This window comes from Nocardia carnea (assembly GCF_029868855.1).
Taxonomy (GTDB): domain Bacteria; phylum Actinomycetota; class Actinomycetes; order Mycobacteriales; family Mycobacteriaceae; genus Nocardia; species Nocardia carnea_A.
The window spans coordinates 20,462-35,853 of sequence record NZ_JARWOV010000209.1; the positions used below are offsets into that span (position 1 = coordinate 20,462).

At 66.9% G+C, this 15,392-nt stretch carries 14 protein-coding genes; 6 read left to right on the forward strand and 8 right to left on the reverse strand.

Annotated features, from left to right (window positions below):
* Nucleotides 1-17: 17 nt before the first annotated feature.
* The 4 genes from QH195_RS19975 to QH195_RS19990 form a co-directional block, all read right to left on the reverse strand.
* Nucleotides 18-1,442 (reverse strand): aldehyde dehydrogenase family protein, encoded by a 1,425-nt coding sequence (locus QH195_RS19975; protein ID WP_280436539.1) that lies wholly within the window; start codon nucleotides 1,440-1,442, stop codon nucleotides 18-20.
* Between the two features lie 99 nt (nucleotides 1,443-1,541).
* Entirely contained in the window at nucleotides 1,542-2,717 is a 1,176-nt protein-coding gene (locus tag QH195_RS19980; protein WP_280436540.1) for an acyl-CoA dehydrogenase family protein, read from the reverse strand.
* A complete protein-coding gene (locus tag QH195_RS19985) occupies nucleotides 2,714-3,328 on the reverse strand; it encodes a hypothetical protein (protein ID WP_280436541.1) in 615 nt (204 codons plus the stop codon). The genes QH195_RS19980 and QH195_RS19985 overlap by 4 nt, the downstream gene beginning before the upstream one ends.
* Nucleotides 3,329-3,458: 130 nt before the next feature.
* Entirely contained in the window at nucleotides 3,459-4,085 is a 627-nt protein-coding gene (locus QH195_RS19990; RefSeq protein ID WP_280436542.1) for a TetR/AcrR family transcriptional regulator, read from the reverse strand.
* A gap of 116 nt (nucleotides 4,086-4,201) precedes the next feature.
* On the opposite strand from QH195_RS19990, the gene QH195_RS19995 reads away from it, so the two are divergent.
* Nucleotides 4,202-5,149 (forward strand): SDR family NAD(P)-dependent oxidoreductase, encoded by a 948-nt coding sequence (locus tag QH195_RS19995; RefSeq protein WP_280436543.1) that lies wholly within the window; start codon nucleotides 4,202-4,204, stop codon nucleotides 5,147-5,149.
* Between the two features lie 5 nt (nucleotides 5,150-5,154).
* On the opposite strand, the gene QH195_RS20000 is transcribed toward QH195_RS19995, so the two are convergent.
* Nucleotides 5,155-5,808: a TetR/AcrR family transcriptional regulator gene (locus QH195_RS20000; protein ID WP_280436544.1), complete on the reverse strand. Its 654-nt coding sequence runs from the start codon at nucleotides 5,806-5,808 to the stop codon at nucleotides 5,155-5,157.
* A 112-nt stretch (nucleotides 5,809-5,920) separates the two neighbouring features.
* On the opposite strand from QH195_RS20000, the gene QH195_RS20005 reads away from it, so the two are divergent.
* The 3 genes from QH195_RS20005 (at nucleotide 5,921) to QH195_RS20015 (ending at nucleotide 10,141) form a co-directional block, all read left to right on the forward strand.
* A complete protein-coding gene (locus QH195_RS20005; RefSeq protein ID WP_280436545.1) occupies nucleotides 5,921-7,270 on the forward strand; it encodes a hypothetical protein in 1,350 nt (449 codons plus the stop codon).
* Nucleotides 7,267-8,694, forward strand: a complete 1,428-nt coding sequence (locus tag QH195_RS20010; protein ID WP_280436546.1) for an acyl-CoA reductase — start codon at nucleotides 7,267-7,269, stop codon at nucleotides 8,692-8,694. Before QH195_RS20005 ends, QH195_RS20010 begins: the two co-directional genes overlap by 4 nt.
* A 373-nt stretch (nucleotides 8,695-9,067) precedes the next feature.
* Nucleotides 9,068-10,141 carry a LacI family DNA-binding transcriptional regulator gene (locus QH195_RS20015; protein WP_280436547.1) on the forward strand — a complete coding sequence of 358 codons (1,074 nt, stop codon included), beginning with the start codon at nucleotides 9,068-9,070 and terminating at the stop codon, nucleotides 10,139-10,141.
* A 170-nt stretch (nucleotides 10,142-10,311) separates the two neighbouring features.
* Here the strand turns inward: QH195_RS20015 and QH195_RS20020 are convergent, their stop codons facing one another.
* Entirely contained in the window at nucleotides 10,312-10,899 is a 588-nt protein-coding gene (locus tag QH195_RS20020) for a TetR/AcrR family transcriptional regulator (protein WP_280436548.1), read from the reverse strand.
* A 106-nt stretch (nucleotides 10,900-11,005) separates the two neighbouring features.
* On the opposite strand from QH195_RS20020, the gene QH195_RS20025 reads away from it, so the two are divergent.
* Entirely contained in the window at nucleotides 11,006-11,752 is a 747-nt protein-coding gene (locus QH195_RS20025) for an SDR family NAD(P)-dependent oxidoreductase (protein WP_280424295.1), read from the forward strand.
* A gap of 204 nt (nucleotides 11,753-11,956) precedes the next feature.
* On the opposite strand, the gene QH195_RS20030 is transcribed toward QH195_RS20025, so the two are convergent.
* Both QH195_RS20030 and QH195_RS20035 read right to left on the reverse strand, forming a co-directional pair.
* A complete protein-coding gene (locus tag QH195_RS20030; RefSeq protein ID WP_280424296.1) occupies nucleotides 11,957-12,631 on the reverse strand; it encodes an MspA family porin in 675 nt (224 codons plus the stop codon).
* Between the two features lie 60 nt (nucleotides 12,632-12,691).
* Nucleotides 12,692-13,372 (reverse strand): MspA family porin, encoded by a 681-nt coding sequence (locus tag QH195_RS20035; RefSeq protein ID WP_280424297.1) that lies wholly within the window; start codon nucleotides 13,370-13,372, stop codon nucleotides 12,692-12,694.
* Between the two features lie 449 nt (nucleotides 13,373-13,821).
* Between QH195_RS20035 and QH195_RS20040 the strand changes: the two genes are divergently transcribed.
* Nucleotides 13,822-15,369, forward strand: a complete 1,548-nt coding sequence (locus QH195_RS20040; protein ID WP_280436549.1) for an AMP-binding protein — start codon at nucleotides 13,822-13,824, stop codon at nucleotides 15,367-15,369.
* The last annotated feature ends 23 nt before the right edge of the window (nucleotides 15,370-15,392 follow it).

A 15,392-nucleotide genomic window follows, 5' to 3' on the forward strand; every position in this document is an offset into this window, starting at 1 on the left:
GGAGCCCGGCGGGGCGCTCACAGTTTCACCACAACGGTTTTGGTGGCCGTGACCGCATCGAGGGCGGCCAGGCCCTTCTCCCTGCCGTACCCGGATTTCCGGAAACCGCCGAACGGCAATTCGACACCGCCGCCGGCGCCGTAGGTGTTGACGTAGACCTGTCCGGCGACGACCTCGGCCGCCAGCCGGTGCGCGCGGGAGAGGTCCCGGGTCCACAGCGCCGCCAGCAGGGCGTACTCGGTGCCGTTGGCCAGGGCGACTGCTTGGTCTTCGTCGGCGAATGTGTTGACTGTGAGCACCGGTCCGAAGATCTCCTCCTGCGCGATGGTGGCCACCGGATCGACCCCGTCGATGAGCGTCGGTGGGAAGTAGCACCCCTCGGCCAGGTGGTCCCCGGTGGGAACCGCTCCGCCGCAGCGGATTTCTCCCCGAGTGAGCCCGGCCACCGATGTGGCGACCCTCGTCTGCTGCTTCCGGGAGATCAGTGGTCCCAGGCCGGGATCGTCCCGGCCCGGACCGATGGTGACCCGGGCGAACCGCTGGAGCACCTTGTCCACCAGCGCATCGTGCACCGATTCCTCGACCAGCAGCCGTGAACCCGCCGAACAGGTTTGTCCGGCGTTCTGCAGGATCGCCCGGGTGACGAATTCCGCCGCGGTATCCAGATCGGCGTCGGCGAAGACGATCTGCGGGGATTTGCCCCCTAATTCCAGGACCGCCGGAACCACGCGCTGTGCGGCGGCCGCGGCGACCTCCGAGCCGATACGGGTGGACCCGACGAAACCGAGGAAATCGACGCCGGGGTGAGCAGTCAGTGCGGCACCGGCCTCGGCGCCGATCCCGGTGACGACGTTGAAGACGCCCGCCGGCAGGCCGGATTCCACGGCGATCCGGGCGAGCGCCACCGCGGTGCGCGGTGTTTCGTCGGCGGGTTTGGCCACGACGGCATTACCCGCGGCGATCGCGGGCGCCACGGCGCGGGCAATGAGCTGGATCGGATAGTTCCACGCGACGATATGTCCGGTGACCCCCAGCGGTTCGCGGCGGGTGTAGACGTGCAGGTCATTGCTCAACGGGATGGTCTGCCCGTAGTAGGTGTCGATCGCGTGCGCGTAGAAGCGGAAATACCGGGCTGCGACGGTGACGTCGGTGCGGGCTTGACTCACGGGTTTGCCGGTGTCCTCGCACTCGTACCGGGCGAGCTCCGCATGATGGGTGTCGATCGCGTCGGCGATCCGGCCGAGCACGGCCGACCTGTGTTCGGGCGCGCTGGTTCGCCACCGGCGTTGTGCGCGCCGGGCCGCCCCGACCGCTCGGTCCACCTCGTCGGGTCCGCCGCGTGCCACCGGCCCGAGGGAACGGGACGTCGAGGGGTCGATGTTGTCGTACACCTCGGGAGAGGACACGGCGGCACCGTCGATGAACGATTCGGTAACGGACATGGGGATTCACCTCGCGACTCTGCGCTACGGCCAAGAGATCTGCGCGGCCGTCACCGTGCCGAGGCCTACGCTATAAGTATCCGTAGTCGTATATTTATGTCAAGTGCTGCGATTGCGCTCGATGAGCTGGCGGGCGATCACGGTGCGCTGAACCTCGTTCGTACCTTCGCCGACGATCATCAGCGGTGCGTCGCGGAAGTACCGCTCCACGTCGAATTCCGTGGAATAGCCGTACCCGCCGTGGATGCGCACCGCGTTCAGGGCGATCTTCATCGCGGTCTCGGAAGCGAACAGCTTGGCCATCCCCGCCTCCATATCGGCTCGTGCGCCGGAGTCGTAGCACCGCGCGGCATGGTGCACGAGCTGGCGAGCGGCCGTCAGTTCGGTGGCCATATCGGCCAGGTAGTTACCGATCGATTGGTGCTTCCAGATGGGTGTGCCGAAAGACTCGCGTTCCTGTGCGTACCGGATCGAGTCCGTCAACGCCGCGCGGCCCACCCCGAGGGCGCGCGAGGCCACTTGGATCCGCCCGATCTCGAGTCCGCGCATCATCTGCCCGAACCCGCGGCCCTCGATGCCCCCCAGCAGTGCGCCGGCGGGTACCCGGAAATCGTCGAAGGTGAGTTCGCAGCTTTCCACACCCTTGTATCCGAGCTTGGGCAGATCCCGGGACACCGTGAACCCCGGCCCGGGTTCCACCAGCAGGACGCTGATGCCGCGGTGGGCCGGGACCGCCGCCGGATCTGTTTTGCACAGCAATGCCACCAGGCCGGATCTGCGCGCATTGCTGATCCAGGTCTTCGACCCGTTCACCACGTAGCCGTCGCCCTTGCGGCGGGCCACGGTGCGGATGGCCTGCAGATCCGAACCGCCGCCCGGTTCCGTCAGCGCCATCGTCGCCCGCAGTTCGCCGGTCGCCAGCCGGGGCAGATAGCGATCGCGCTGTTCGGCGGTTCCGTAATCGAGCAGCAGTTTCGCCACGACCGTATGGCCGCCCATCGCCCCGGCCAGGCTCATCCAACCGCGCGAGAGTTCCTCGGTGACCAGCGAATAGCAGGTCGTGGAGACCTTGCCGTCGCCCCACGGCGGCGGGATCGCCAAACCGTATATGCCGATCCGCTTCATCTGCTCGATCAATTGCTCCGGATAGATATCGGCCTGTTCGAGCCGGTGTACCACCGGTTCGACCTCGCGGTCGACGAAATCCCGCACCACGGCGACGAATCCGGCCTCGTCTTCATCGATTCCGTAGCCGTGCACGGCCTCTCTCGTCATTTCACCGGCCAATCGGTGCGGACCAGATCGCGACCGTGCGGTGCGAACCGGGAGGTGATGCCGGTGCGGAAATTCTCGGTGGGTGCTACGGCCCCGGCCTCGCCGCGGACGACCCGCAGCGCCTGTTGTTTGAAGACACGGGCGGCGTGACTGAGCCGGTGTGTGGTGGATTCGGTTCGGTCACCGGCTTCCTCGGCAAACTGCCGCCCCCAGATCGAGACCTCGATCAGCCCGCGGTCGAGGCATTCCTGAACTCGTCCGCGCAGCCGGTCCTCGCCGGCCATCAGCGCCGCCGAAATCGCCACTGCCTGTGGCCGGAGTCGTCGATGCCGGTGAGTGAACGCGGAGTCCAGATCGAGTGCCTCCGCGCCCAGGATCCGGGCAGGCCGTGGACTGCCGAGGTCGCCGGCTACCACAGTGACCTCCCAGCCGGCCATCGAGAGATCGAATATCCACCCGCCCGCGGCGCTCACTGCATCGTCCATGCTCGTCCCGAGCACCACCAGTCGCGGCCGCAGGGTCCGGCGGGCCGGGCTGTGGAGGTACGCGAGGGTGGCGACCTGCGCCATGTCGTCCTGTGGTGGTGGGAGCGTCGAGGCGGATGGCGTCATGAGTTCTCCCTCGTTGTGAAGCAGCCGGAACGGCGGGCGCCGACGAGCGGTACCACTATAAGTATCCGGAGTCGTATACTTTTAGTATAGGGCCCGGACGGTGCGGGAGTGATCGTTTTCGGGTGATGTTTCAGCGGGGCGTCGCACCGCGGAGGAACAGTCGAACGGCATGCCGGAGATGGCGTTCCTCCTGTTGCTTCGACCGGAACAGGCCGAAATCGGCCATCCGGCCGGGAACCAGCTCCACCATCGCGAGGAACTGTTCGGCGGCCAGTTCGATATCTTCGACATCGACAGTGCCCTCGGCGGTGCCGCGACGCAGTACCTGCACAACCGCCCGTTGCCGTCCGGACCACATCATCGAATCCGTGCTGATCGCGAATTCCGGAAACCTCGCCGATTCGTTCATCGCGATCCGCATCAGCCGGACATTCTCCGGGTCGAGTGCGCGGTCGAGGGCCACCTGCCCGATCTCGAGCAGCGCTGTCTCCAGGTCCTTCTCGTCGACGGCGGGATCGTCGCCGGGTGAGACGTATTTCGACAGTGCCCACGGTATGACATCGGCGAACACGGAGCGTTTGTCCGGGTAGCGCGCGTACAGTGAACGTTTCGTGATCCCGGCCTTCCGGGCGATGGCCTCCATCGTCGCGCCGTCGTAGCCGGACTCCAGGAACGTGGCGACCGCGGCCTCGCGGACTGCCTGGTTCAGCTTCTTGGCCTCGGCCTGTGTGGGGCGGCCGCGTCTCGTCTCCACCATGGGGGCAGCCTATCGTCCGGCAGGGATATAATATCCGTAAAAGTATACTTATTTACGAGGCCGTTCCGCTTCGCCGGCGCGGTATGTATTCCCGCACCACCTGGATCGGAGTGCCGATGACGATTCCGCCCACGACCGACAGCGCGGGGCCCGGTGCGCGGCCCACCGCCGCGGAGATCGTTTCCGGATCGGACCTGACCGGCCGCACCTGCGTGATCACCGGGGCCTCCGCCGGGCTCGGCCGGGAATCCGCTCGCGCCCTCGCCGGCGCCGGTGCCCACGTCATCCTGACTGCCAGGCGCGATGACGTCCTCGGGGCAGCCGCTGACGATATTCGCCGGGAGATACCCTCGGCGCGGCTGTCCACCGTCGTCCTGGATCTGGCCTCGCTGGACGGAATCCGGGTCGCCGCCGCACGCATTGCCGAACTCGCACCGGTGGTCCACGTGCTCATGAACAACGCCGGAGTGATGTTCACGCCGTTCGCCCGCACCGCCGACGGGTTCGAACTGCAGATCGGCACGAACCATCTGGGCCACTTCGAACTCACCCGATTACTCCTCGACCGGTTGCGTGCGGCCGAGGGAGCCAGAATCGTCAACCTCGCCTCGGAGGGGTATCGGATCGCCGACGTCGACCTGGACGATCTGCACTGGGAGAAACGGGACTACGACAAGTTCCGTGCCTACGGCGCCTCCAAGACCGCGAATATCCTGCACGCCGTCGAACTCGACCGGCGGCTACGCGATGACGGAATTCGCGTCTGCGCGGTGCATCCCGGCCGGGTCGCCACCCGGCTGGCCCGCCATATGACCCGAGACGATGTTGCCGCGATGCCGGTCGAGCGGGCGGGTCCGCCCCGCCGGTCCGATCCCGATCCGGGCATTCTCACACCGCAGGAAGGTGCGGCGACCCAGGTGTGGGCGGCCGTGCACCCGGAGCCGCTCGGTCTCGCCGGCGTGTACTTCGCGGACTGTGCGGCCGAGCCCGCTGTCGCGGGCTATGCGGTGGACGCCGATCGGGCCGCGGAGTTGTGGGAGCTCTCCGAACGGCTGTGCCGGTAGGCGGTTCAGCGCGGCCGCAGGCCGTCGAGTAGCAGACGCACCATGAACAGCACGCGCTGTTCGAGTTGTCCGGCACTCGGCGCGCGGCCCGCTTCGATACTGCGGACCTGGGTGCCGACGACCATGCTCATGAACGCGCGCGCGGCGAGATCGGTATCGGTGGTGGTGATCTGTCCGGCGGCCGCCGCGCGGTCCAATACCTCGGCGACGAATGCGACGACCGGGCCGGTGTTCAAGGTGTTGCTGAGGGTGAAGATCTCGGGGAAGCGCACGTTCTCCAGGGCGAGGATCCGGTGCAGCCGGCGGCCGTTGGGGGTCATGGCCTGATCGATCCGCAGGCGCGCGACCGCCCCCAGCGTCTCGGCCAGATCGCCGTTGTCCAAGCTCTCCAGAACTTCTCGCGGGACGGCCTGTGCTTCGACCGCGCGCCGGACGGCGGCGAGGAACAAGGCGGCCTTGTCGGTGTAGCGGGCATAGACGGTGCGCTTGGCCATATGGACTTGGGTGGCGATGAGCTCGATCGTGGTCTGGTCGTAGCCCCGTTCGAGGAACAGGTCCAATGCCGTGTCCAGCAGTTCTTGCTGTCGCGCACGGGCTTGTTCCTGTGTCGGACGGCCGGCTCCCCGCGGCCGCTCGCGTCCTTCGCTCGTCGTCTCCACGGATGTCAGTTCATCGCATTCGGGTCATGGGTGTCGAGCGGGGTGCTACATTAATGACACCTGGCAGGTGCTATTAATCGCGGGGGATACGTGATTCTCGAAGGGGTGGCCCATGATTCCGGCCATAGAACGACTGACCGAGCTCGCCGATGATCCGAACCGGTTCGATCACTCCGCCGCCGAGTTGCACGACGTGCAGATCGCGGCACTGAACGAGCGGTTCCAGCAGCGGCGGGAGCGCATCGGACTACTGAAACACCGCGCGGGCGAAGCAGGCATCACCGAGGTCGGCCGGTTCGAAGATGCGGTCGCGCTGTTGTTTCCGCATTCGGTCTACAAGAGCTACCCGGAGAGTTTCTTGACCGAGCACCGGTGGGACCGGCTCGGCACATGGCTGGGCACTCTCTCCTCGCATGCAATCACGACGATCGAGACGGCGGATATCCCCGGCATCGATGAGTGGATCCAGCGGCTGCACGAGGCGGGTCACTCGGTGTCCTGTTCGAGCGGGACAACCGGGAAACCCGCCATGCTGCTCGCTTCCGAGGCCGATATGGCCTGGTCGCGTCGCGACACCGTCAATCTCTTCGCCTGGGGCTCCGGGGTCCCACCGGCCCGGGACAGGCGAATGATGGGGCTCGGCCTGACAGCCGCTGTGCCCAAGAACATCGTGATCGGCAAAGCGCAGCAAGCGGCGTACGGCGATCCGGAGAAGGAAATCTTCCGCTTGCCGGTATCGCCTCTCACGGTCGAGGCGATGATCGGGCAGGTGCGGTTACGTCGCAAGATCACCGACGGCACCGCGTTGCCGGACGAGCTGGCCGCGTACGAGCGGACATCGGCGCAACGCCAGGCCGAACTCGACCGAGCGCTGATCGCCGGCGCCGACGCGATGATCGAACACCGCGCGGAAAAGCTCTATGTCTCGGGTATGTGGAGCACCCTGTACCAGGTCGCGGCGCTGGTCCGGGAGCGCGGGTGCAGTGCCGCCGATTTCCATCCCGACAACTGCATCTACGTGGGCGGCGGCCTGAAACGGGCCCAACTACCCTCCGACTACCGGCAATTCGTGTACGAAACATTCAACATTCCGCCCGGCCGCGAATTCCAGAACTACTCCATGCAGGAGCTCAATTCCGGAATGCCGAAGTGCCGGGGCGGGAACCGCTATCACGTCCCGCCATGGGTGGTGCCCTTCGTCCTCGACGACGCCGGCGAAAACCTGTTGTCCCGCGGCGCGGGAGAAGTGGAAGGGCGAGCCGCCTTCTTCGACCTTTCACTCGACGGACGCTGGGGCGGAATCATCACCGGAGACCGGATCGTCGTCGATTACCGGCCGTGCGCCTGCGGCAACAAGGGGCCGTCGATCGCCGACTCCATCGTCCGCTACGCAGATATGGCCGGCGACGACAAGATCGCGTGCGCCGGCACCGCCGACGCCTACGTACGGGGACTGGTATGACCGCCATCGAATCGCAGCAGGCCGCCGGCGCGGTGCTGTCCGCACCGTTCATCTTCCGCGGCGAGGTGGTCGAAGGCGCCGCCGCCGTACACCGGTCACGGGATCTGGGCGTATCCTTCGCGACGCCCGAGCTCGCCTTGGACCGGGCGGTCCCTCCCCGCAGTATGGTTCCCCCGCTGCTCGACGTACCGCTGGACGAGATCATCGACTTCCTGGTGGAGGCCGGACGGCGGATCCGCGACCCGCACAACCCCTTCGTCCGCGACTGTATCGAGCGTATGTCTGCGACCCACACCTTGCCCCGTGCGCTACTCGAAGCGCAGGTCACCGGCGCTGCCGCCTACCTCGACAAGCGGGTGCTGCATGCGGTTGTCGAGCAGAACTTTCCCGACCCGAAAGCGCTCGACGGATGGATCCCCAAACGGGATTTCCTCGGTCGCAAAAGCTTCGTCCGGGCCTTCGCGCCCCGGTTGATCCACGTGCTGCCCGGGAATTCCCCCGGTCAGGCGGTGAAATCCATCGCCCAGGGCGCGCTGGTCAAAGCGATCAACCTGTTCAAGATGTCGTCCAGTGATCCGTTCACGACGGTGGCCATCCTGCGCGCCATGGCGGATATCGATCCGGATCACCCCGTGGTGCGGTCGATGTCGGCCGTCTACTGGCGTGGTGGGGACGCGGCTGTCGAGCGGGTCCTCTTCCGCCCGCAATATTTCGACAAGATCGTTGCGTGGGGCGGTGGCGATGCCATCGACAATGTCGTCAGATATCTCGGCCCGGGATTGCAGTTGGTGTCGTTCGATCCGAAAACGTCGATTTCGATGGTCGGCCGGCAAGCCTTCGAAACCGAGGCGACGCTCGAGCACGCCGCCGGGCTCGCCGCCGAGGACGTCATGGTGCTGAACCAGGATGCTTGTGTCGCGAGCAGGTTCGTCTTCCTGGAGGCGAACGAGCGGGACGCGGACCGATTCTGCGACCGGCTGTACCGGCGGATCGCCGAACGTGCGACCGCGTCCGGCGACAACCGTCCGTTGGGCGCCGAGTTGAAGGAGGAGATCCGCACTCTCGTGCTGCTCGACGACGAGTTCCGGGTATGGGGCGCAACGGACGGTACGGGCGTGGTGATCCGCTCCGGCGCCCCGGTCGATTTCCATCCGGTCGGCAAGACCGTGAACGTGGTCTCGGTGGCATCGCTCGACGAGGCGATTCGCTATGTCACCGTCGCCACCCAGACCGTCGGATTCTTTCCTTTCGACCGGATGCCGGATTTCCGCGATCGACTCGCGGCCGGGGGCGCGCAGCGCATCGTCCGTCTCGGGGAGGCGGGGCCCAGCACGGTCGGCAACCCGCACGATGCCATGTATCCCCTGCACCGCTTCGTGCATTGGATGGTTCACGAGGACGGGGTAGTCGCGACAACCTCGTGATCCGCGTGCCGGTTGTACGAATAAGACGAAACCGCCTCCATAAATCAGAATGTAATTCTACTCTTTGGTAGAGCCGCATTGCGCGCTCGTGGCCGGGGCCCGCCCGGCTTCCGACGACACTGTTCTCCGGCACCGCCGCCGTATGACACCGGCGAATACGTGCCGGGCGGTTGGAGTTCCCCATGTGCACAATTCCCCCAGCTCTGGTCGGCTGCAACGATTTCGAGCTCGCAGCACATCACTCGGGCGCGGCATCGTGGCCCTGTGGAACTGCCGCGTGCCGGCTCGCGATCGGCTGAGAAGGTCCCAATTTGTAGCGGGCCGGCAAGTGATCCGGCGACCGAGCCGGAGTCCGTGGTTAGGAGTTGGAGCAGTGCGCCCACCGACCATCTACGATGTCGCGGCCGCGGCGGGAGTTTCCCCCTCGACGGTCTCGCGTGCGTTCTCCCGGCCGGGACGCGTCAGTGCCGAGACCGCATCGCGTATCCATCGGATCGCCGCAGACCTGGGGTACCGAGCGAACGCCCTCACCGGAGTATCGGCGAGAGAACGGACTTCCGCGGTGGCCATGGTGGTGCCGGACGTCACGAATCCGGTCTACTTCGGTCTCATCCACGGCTTCGAGGCCGCCGCGACGAGCGCCGGGTACACGGTGGTCCTGGCCGATACGCGATGGTCGATGAGGCAGGAACGAACGGTGCTGGACCGCATTCTGCCTGCCGTCGACGGCCTGGTGGTAACCGGTTCACGGCTGTCCGATCGAGGTATGCGGGCGGCCGCCGGTCATCGGGCATTGGTCATGCTCAATCGAATCGTGCCCGGGACGCGCACCGTGCTGGTCGATACCGCGGCCGGGGTCGACGCGGCCCTGCGGCATCTGGCCGGACTCGGCCACCGCTCGGTGACCTACGTCGGCGGCCCGCCGGCGTCCTGGGCCGAGGGTATGCGGTGGCGTTCGCTGCTCGACGCGGCCCCCCGGTTCGGGCTGAAGGTGTGCCGGGTCGGGCCGTACCCGCCGACCATGGCAGGCGGTACCGCGGCCGTCGACGAGCTGCGACGCGACCTGCCCTCCGCTGTGCTGGTATTCAACGATCTCGTGGCGATCGGAATACTGCACGGTGTGAAGGAAGCCGGTATCAGGGTGCCGGACGAGATGAGCGTCATCGGATTCGGGAATGTGGTCGGGGCCGATTTCTGCACGCCGCCGCTGACCACGGTCGGCACCCCGATGCGCGCAATGGGTACCACCGCCTTCGAACAACTACAGCGCGCGATGAGCGGCGAGCCGATGGATAACCATGCGATCGTCTCCTTGACCGCGCATCTGGTGGTGCGGCGATCGACCGGAGTCGTGAAGGTGCGCAGGCCGCGGCCGGGGATGGACGCTGTCCGGCCGGTCGGTTCCCGGCCGCGGGCACCGAGGACGCTGGCGGCCGAATCGTCATAGCGGCCGCATGCGCAACGCAGTACCGGTGTTCGGACCGACCGGCCGGCGTAGAACATTCGACCATCTCGCGGGAACGAAGGCATTCGTGCGGGGCGGAATCGGCCACCGGGGTGAGGGAGGACAGGATCGGCCGGTGGGCGGGGTGAAGGGTGGAATTCGCGCCTATCGGTTCAGCCGCCGGGGCGATCGGGCAGGAGTTGGGCCGCGAGGGATCGTGCCGTGGCGGCGAGCGTGGCGGTGTCCAACCCGGTCCGGCCCATGAACACGAGCCCTTGTTGCGCGGCCAGGAGGGCCCGTGCCAGTGCGATCGGATCCGCCTCGGCCGCCACGTCGCCCTCGCGTTGCGCGCGGGCGACGCAGTCGCCGATCAGTGCAGTGGATGTCTCGTAGGTGCGGCGGGCGTGGGCGAGAACGTCCGGATCGGCATGACCGAGCTCGTAGGTGCTGTTGGCCATCAGGCAGCCACGCCGCGTATCGGCGTCGGTCGGCGCCACGAGGAGCATGCGAAGTGCATCCAGTGCCCGTGGAGTCTCGGTGAGTGCTTTCCGGAGGCGATCATGGCCGGCGTCCGTGTAGCCGCGCAGCGCCTGGAGGAAGAGCCGATGCTTGTCCCCGAACGCTGCATAGAGGCTGCCTTTGCCGAGCCCGCTGACCCGCATCAGGTCTTCCAGCGAGGTCGCAGCGTAACCGGCGTCCCAGAACTGATCACGGACGGCGGTCAGCACCTGCTTCTCATCGAACGATCGCGGGCGTGCCATGCAATCCAGGTTACGTATTTTTGACCGCGTGGTCCACTATGGTTATTGTGGACCGTGCGGTCAAAAACTCCGCGGAAGATCGGACCTACCAGGAAGCGGGAAGCGCATGGGAAAGCTGGACAACAAGGTCGCGATCGTGACCGGCGGTTCGCGGGGGATCGGGGCGGCATCAGCGCTGGCGCTGGCCGACGAGGGCGCCGACGTCGCGATCAGCTACTCGTCCTCGGCGGATCGGGCCGAGGCCGTGCTCACCGACCTACGCGCCAAGGGTGTACGTGCGGAGGCGTTCCGGGCCGACCAGGCCGATGCCGAACAGGCTGCGGGTCTGGTGCGGCGCGTGGTGGAGCATTTCGGAAAATTCGACATTCTGGTCAACAACGCGGCCGCCTCGGTCACCGGCCCGATCGACAGCGAGCTCGCCGACGTCTCTGCCCTCGACCGCCAGCTCGCCATCAACTACACCAGCGTGGTGGCGGCCATCCGGGCCGCGATCCCGCTGCTGCCGGACGGCGGGCGGATCGTCAGTATCAGCTCGGGCGTGGGAACGCGAGTGGGCTTCCCCGGGATGGCCGACTACGCGGGGTCCAAGTCCGCCCTCGAGGGCTACAGCCGCGGCGCAGCCCGCGATGTGGCGCACCGGGGCATCACGGTCAACATCATCCAGCCCGGGTTCGTCGACACCGAGATGAACCCCGCCGATGGCCCGGCCGCATCCACATTCCTTCCGGCAACCGCGATGGGCCGTTACGGCAGGCCGGAGGAGATCGCCGCGGGCGTCGTCTTTCTCGCCGGTCCGCAGGCATCCTACGTCACCGGCGCAGTGCTGAGGATCGACGGTGGATACAGCGCATAGGTGCACCGGCTCGAGTGGGGCGCCACGGGCAGGGATACTGCCCGCCCCGGCTGATGGCGGTAGTCGCCGAGACCGACGCCGGCTGGTGAGCCGCGCGAACATGTCGATCCCTGTATCGGTGCGGTCAGGTGCCGACCGGCAGGGTCGAGCAGCCGGGATGAACGCCTCCACAGGACATCCCGGCTGCTCGGGTGCTGCAGGCGTTCAGCCGAGTCCGAAGGGTTGACCCCAGAGGGTCACGATCTCTTTGGCTTTCGACGTTTCGACATCCACCTGGACGAATGCGCGAGCTTGCGCGTAACCGGCGCAGCCGGCGAGGCTGATGGTGCTGTTCTTCCAGGTGACGCTGCCGGTGGGGGATTTGACCCGGTTGAAGGGGCGGTGGCTTTCGTCGCCGAAGGCGTCGGGGGCTTCGACATCGAGCAGGTAGTACTTCTTGGCCTGGCCGGGTCCGAGGGTGAGATTGCCGCCGGTGCTGGTGGACAGGTCGGGGGTGTCGCTACCGGCACGCTGGGAGGCGCCGGCCCCCGCATTGACACCGCCGCCGGCGATATTGACCTGGCAGCCCACGACGTAGCCGGGGCGGATGGACATGCTCCGGGGCGGCTGGGAGGCTTCGGCGCCGGCGCTCGCGGAAACCCAGGCGTTGCGATGCAGGGGTGTCGAACCCAGCGATGGGCTGATGACGGCGGATTCGCCGGTGAGCCGGACGGTGACGGTGGTGCCGTCGCCCAGGGTTTCGGTGATCTGCCCGCCAGGCAGCGGAACGAAGGTGTCGGCGTGTGCCGTCGTCGGCAGAAATGCCAATGTGGCGGTGGCGAGCAGGGTGCTGCCGGCCGCGGCGAAGAGGGTGCGCAGGGATTGTGCGGTGTCGGTCATTGTCGGTGAACCTCGTCGTTCTGGTGGTCGTCGGCCCGTGCAGGTGTGCTGGTGAGCGGGTCAGCCGATGCTGAACGGCGCGCCGTAGAGGGTGGTCTTGGAGTAGTGGTCCCCGATGATCTCGACGACGGTGTAGGAGCGGGCCTGGGCATAGCCGCCGCAGCCTTGGATCTCCATTTCGTAGTCCCGGTAACCGAGGGTGTAGATGCCCGGGGCGGGAATATCCTTGATGCCGATCTGTACGAATCTGACCTCCCCCGGACCGATTTGGATCCCGGCGGAGCCGCTGACACCGATCTGTGTGGTGGAGACGCTGGCGCTCGCGCCGAGTGAGAACGCGCGGTCGCCGATGCTGACCTGGCAGCCGACGATGTAGCCGGTATTGACCTGGGATACGCCGTGGGTGGAAGAGTTGTTGGTACCGGGCATGTTCTCCGGAGTGCTGTAGGGCCCCGGTTCGGTGACAACGGGGGTGTGGGTGACATCGGCGGTGACGGTGCCGGACACCCAGGTGACCCGCCCGGCGCCGTTGGCGGCCATGGAGGGGGAGACGAGCGCGCTTTCGCCGGTGCGGGTGATGGTGAGGCCGGGGCCGCTTTCGGTGCCGTCGGGCAGTGGGACGAAGGCGTCGGCGTTCCCGGTGGCGGTGGTGAGCAGGCCGAAGGCGGCGGTCAGTGCGGCGACACTGGTTCCGGTGCGGCCGAGGGCAGCGGGCGCGCGAAACAGGGTGGTGCGTTTCATCAGGGGGTTCCTCATCTCGATCGGCCTGTGCGGGCATCCACGTACTCCGATGTGTGGGCGGGGTGGTCGAGGTCGGCCGCCGGGTCCGGCTGTTGCGTTTCGCCGACCGGTGCGGTGCGAACGAGTCGGAATCGCACCTGCGAGCGAGGAAACCGATCGGGTTCCTCGTGGCCTCGGTGATGCCGGTCACACAGTGGGGTCATGGTCGGCGACCGGCCGATCCGGTGGCAAACGTATTGCCGTGAGTTGGCATGGGTGGCACCGACCGGAGTGGCAGCCGATTCGGCGAAAACTCGAAATCTCCCACGAAAATGAGAATGTGATTCTACTCTGGGGTAGAGTCGCGTTTCGCGCTCGTGGCCGGACACCTCCGGCTTCCGACGGCCCTGTTCTCCGGCAACGCCGCCGCACTACACCGGCGTACGCGTGCCGGGTGGTTGGAGTTCACCATGCGCACAATTCCCCCAGACCTCGCCGGACGGTATGAAGAGCAAGGGTGGTGGACCCGCGACAGCCTGGGCGATCTACTGGCCCGCGGTCTCGCCTCCGCTCCGGACAGCACCTTCCGTGTTCATTCGGATATCCGGCCCTACGCGGGCACCTTCCGGGATGTCGAGCTGGTAGCGCGCCGGTTGGCCACGGGCCTGCGGGACCGCGGTGTGGAGCCCGGAGATGTCGTCGCGCTCCAGCTACCCAACTGGATGGAGGCCGCGGCCGCGTTCTGGGCCGCCTCGCTCCTGGGCACTGTCGTGGTGCCGATCGTGCACAGTTACGGTTCGCGGGAAGTCGGCCATATCGTGGAGACGGTGCGGCCCAAGGCATTCTTCGGCGCCGAACGGTTCGGGAGCCTGGTGTACGACCCCGCGGTCTACGCGGATGTACCGACCGTGGGTGTTGTCGGCGGGAGCGACCCTCGCTACCGGTTCGACGCCTTGCTCGCCGACGAACCCTTTTCCGGTGTGACACAGGTGGATCCGGCCGGCCCCGCGGTGATCGCCTTCACCTCCGGCACGACCAGGGTGCCCAAGGGGGTGGTCCACAGCCATCAGACGCTCGGTTGCGAGACCCGGCTGATGGCGAAGCGCTTTCCGGACGATCTGGGACCGTTGATCAACGCCGCGCCCATCGGCCATTTCATCGGTATGCTCTCGGCTCTGCTCGTCCCGGTCCTCGAGGGTGTCTCCATCGACCTCACCGATGTCTGGAATCCCGGACGCATCCTGGAGGTGATGACCGCCCATGGCGTCAGCCTGGGCGGTGGTGTGCCGTACTACGTCACCAGCCTCATCGACCATCCGGACTGCACCCGGGACCACCTGGCCCGGCTGAAATACCTCGGTATGGGCGGCGCGCCGGTCGCCGCGCCGGTGGCCGAGCGGCTGACCGGCCTGGGCCTGACCGTCTACCGGTCCTACGGCAGCACCGAACACCCGTCGATGACCGCCTCCCATTGGAACGCGCCTCGATCCAAACGGCTCTACACCGACGGCGCTCCGCAACCCGGTGTCGAACTCCGGTTGACCGAAGACGGCGAGATCCTCAGCCGCGGCCCGGATCTGTGCCTCGGATACCTCGACGACGCCTTGACCGCGGCAGCGTTCGACGACGACGGCTGGTACCACACCGGCGATATCGGAACCCTCGACGCCGACGGCTACCTCACCATCACCGACCGCACCACGGACCTGATCATCCGCGGCGGGGAGAACATCAGCGCGCTCGAGGTCGAGGAAGTGTTGCTGACCGTGCCCGGGGTGACCGAAGCGGTCGCGGTCGCGGCGCCGGACGCGCGACTGGGCGAACACGTCGCGGCAGTACTACGGCTGCAACCCGGTACGACCGCGCCGTCGCTCGAGGATCTGTGCGCCTACTTCGCCGACGCGGGGCTGGCGAAACAGAAGTGGCCGCAGGAGGTCCATGTGGTCGACGATTTCCCGCGCAGCCCCAGTGGCAAGGTGCAGAAATACAAGATCCGGCAGAGTCTGGCCACGAACTGATCCGGGCGGCGTTCCGGGGGACC

What these genes read in the sequence shown, in the direction of transcription:
- QH195_RS19975 (WP_280436539.1), bottom strand. Translation starts at nt 1,442, where the DNA reads ATGTCCGTTACCGAATCGTTCATCGACGGTGCCGCCGTGTCCTCTCCC.
- QH195_RS19980 (WP_280436540.1), bottom strand. Translation starts at nt 2,717, where the DNA reads ATGACGAGAGAGGCCGTGCACGGCTACGGAATCGATGAAGACGAGGCC.
- QH195_RS19985 (WP_280436541.1), bottom strand. Translation starts at nt 3,328, where the DNA reads ATGACGCCATCCGCCTCGACGCTCCCACCACCACAGGACGACATGGCG.
- QH195_RS19990 (WP_280436542.1), bottom strand. Translation starts at nt 4,085, where the DNA reads ATGGTGGAGACGAGACGCGGCCGCCCCACACAGGCCGAGGCCAAGAAG.
- QH195_RS19995 (WP_280436543.1), top strand. Translation starts at nt 4,202, where the DNA reads ATGACGATTCCGCCCACGACCGACAGCGCGGGGCCCGGTGCGCGGCCC.
- QH195_RS20005 (WP_280436545.1), top strand. Translation starts at nt 5,921, where the DNA reads ATGATTCCGGCCATAGAACGACTGACCGAGCTCGCCGATGATCCGAAC.
- QH195_RS20010 (WP_280436546.1), top strand. Translation starts at nt 7,267, where the DNA reads ATGACCGCCATCGAATCGCAGCAGGCCGCCGGCGCGGTGCTGTCCGCA.
- QH195_RS20020 (WP_280436548.1), bottom strand. Translation starts at nt 10,899, where the DNA reads ATGGCACGCCCGCGATCGTTCGATGAGAAGCAGGTGCTGACCGCCGTC.
- QH195_RS20025 (WP_280424295.1), top strand. Translation starts at nt 11,006, where the DNA reads ATGGGAAAGCTGGACAACAAGGTCGCGATCGTGACCGGCGGTTCGCGG.
- QH195_RS20030 (WP_280424296.1), bottom strand. Translation starts at nt 12,631, where the DNA reads ATGACCGACACCGCACAATCCCTGCGCACCCTCTTCGCCGCGGCCGGC.
- QH195_RS20035 (WP_280424297.1), bottom strand. Translation starts at nt 13,372, where the DNA reads ATGAAACGCACCACCCTGTTTCGCGCGCCCGCTGCCCTCGGCCGCACC.
- QH195_RS20040 (WP_280436549.1), top strand. Translation starts at nt 13,822, where the DNA reads ATGCGCACAATTCCCCCAGACCTCGCCGGACGGTATGAAGAGCAAGGG.